This is a genomic window from Mycobacterium sp. TH-M15 (assembly GCF_057473705.1).
Genome location: NZ_JBYCLB010000144.1, coordinates 1 through 2,113, shown reverse-complemented (window position 1 = coordinate 2,113; position 2,113 = coordinate 1). Strand labels below are relative to the sequence as shown.

Annotated in this window: 2 protein-coding genes; both read right to left on the bottom strand. The window is 70.4% G+C overall.

What is annotated here, in order from left to right:
* Nucleotides 1-492 (bottom strand): GNAT family N-acetyltransferase (locus AC2VNT_RS03510; RefSeq protein WP_486945537.1); only part of this gene is annotated, 492 nt, incomplete at its 3' end.
* A gap of 87 nt (nt 493-579) precedes the next feature.
* On the bottom strand, nt 580-2,113 hold a 1,534-nt coding region (locus AC2VNT_RS03505; protein WP_486945536.1), incomplete at its 5' end, for an amidohydrolase.

Genomic DNA, 2,113 nt, shown 5'->3' with positions numbered 1-2,113 from the left:
GTCGGGGTCGACCGGCAGCACGAACACCGTTCCGTCGGCTGCGGGGGTGCGGACCGGGCCGGTCGGGGCCAGCACCGACGTCGGCCCGCGCCACGGCAGCCAGCCGCGGGAGGTGTAGAGCCGGCGACTGATCTCGGCCGAGCTGAGTGCGCCGAGCTGGTAGCCACCCCGGATCACCTGCTCGCAGGCGTCCAGCACCGCGGTGGCCAAGCCCTGCCCGCGCCAGTCTTCGCGCACAGCAACCGCCTCGACGTAACCGCACCGCAGCGACCTGCCTCGGTAGAGCAGGCGGCGCTGCACCACCGCGCCGTGCGCGATGAGCGCACCGTGTCGCCAGATGAGCGCGTGCATGCCACCCAGAGCGTGCTGCCAGTCGATATCGCCGAACGCCCCGGCGTAGGCCGCCATGACCATCTGACGGGCGTCGTGCCGAGTCTCGGCGTCCAGATCGGCGGTGTGGACCAGTCGGGCGGTGTGGACTTGGGTGGGCATGCCCCCGGTCTACCAGGTTGCAAGCACCGCGCCGAGAGGCCACCGCCGGGCTCGTCGGCGTCGCGATGATCGCCGCCAGCCTCGGAGCTAGTGGACCCTGGCCCCGTCTCGCCAGGTGGCCCGTACCTGGATGTCCTGCAGTAGGGTCGGCTCGGCTTCCAGCGGGTCGGCGCTGAGCAGAACCAGGTCGGCGACTTTTCCCGGGGTGATGGTCCCGGCGTCGTGTCCGACTCCGAGCGCAGCAGCACCGCCGCTGGTGTAAGCCGCGAGCGCGGCGTTGACGGAGATCGCCTCGCTCGCCTGTAGTCGAGTGCCTGACGGTGTTTCCCGGGTGACGGCGGCACGGATCGCGTGCAGCACGTCGTAGCCGGCTACCGGATAGTCCGAGCTGCCCGCCAGCCGGACACCGGCATCGGAGAGTGTGGCCAGTGGTTTGACGCCGATTCCCCTGGGCAGCCCGCGTTCGAGTAACTGGTCGCCGATCTCATGCAGGAAGTACGGCTGGACCACGGCGACGGCGCCGCAGCCCGCGATGCGCTTTTCGGCGCCGGCGGTGAGCAGCATGGTGTGCTCCAACCGCGGGTGCCCTGGCCGATCGTGGACTTCGCTGACCAGCTCCAGTGCGTCGCAGGCGCGCTCGACCGCCCAATTGCCCAGGGCGTGGATGGCTATCTGGTTTCCGTGTGCGGCGGCGGAGCGCATCGCGTCGCGGAGCCCATCGGGATCCCAGAACGGCGTCCCGACCCTGAACTGAGTGCCCGCCAACCGGATCCGGCCGATCCGCATGTTTGCGCGCAGCGCCGCGAGCCCGCCGCCGGTCACGGCACGACGCAGCGTCAGCCCGATCATCGTGGCCAACTGCGGCCCAGACATGCACATTGCGCATCGGTCGGCGCCGTCGAGGAACAGTTTCACCGGCCCGGTCGGCGCGCCCGCAGGTCCGTCGCCGGTTCCGCGGCCGCCGGCGATCCGCGGTTCCAGAAATGATCGCTCCGCGACCGGCATCCGGTGCACGGTGACGCCGAGCATCCCGGCCTCGGCAGCCCGGTCGTAAAGGGTGTCGAACACCGGCGGAACGGCGGCGTCGCCCACCCGGACGATTCCGTGCGCCAGCAGATCGCGCCCGTGCGCCTGCGCTTCGGCGATCCAGGCGTCTCCGGCGTTCTCCAGCAGACTGCCTCGAGAAGTTGCCTCCGCCAAGAAGAATGCCGCTTCCAGCACCTCACCGGTGAGGCGGCCACGACGGCGAGACAACGCGCCGTGTGCAGGATCGGGGCTGTTGGGCTGCCAACCCATCGTGGTGAGCCCGGCCGTGTTCAGCACACCTTCGTGCCAGGAGTAGGCCGCCACCAGCAGTGGCCGGTCGGAGCAGACCTCGTCGAGTTCCGCGGCAGTCGGCGCCCGTCGTTCCGCCAGGTTCATCGGGTCGTAGGCCTGCAGCCGCAACCAGCCGCTGCCCGGCGTGCGACCTCGCGCCGCCGCGATCTGCTCCTGCAGGTCGATGATCGACGAGCCGGGTGGCAGGTGCTGCCCAGGTGTGCGAAGGTCCAGCGCCGCCTGGCAGAAGTGATGGTGAGCGTCGATGAACCCCGGCAGCAGCACGCCGTCGAGGTTCGAGTTC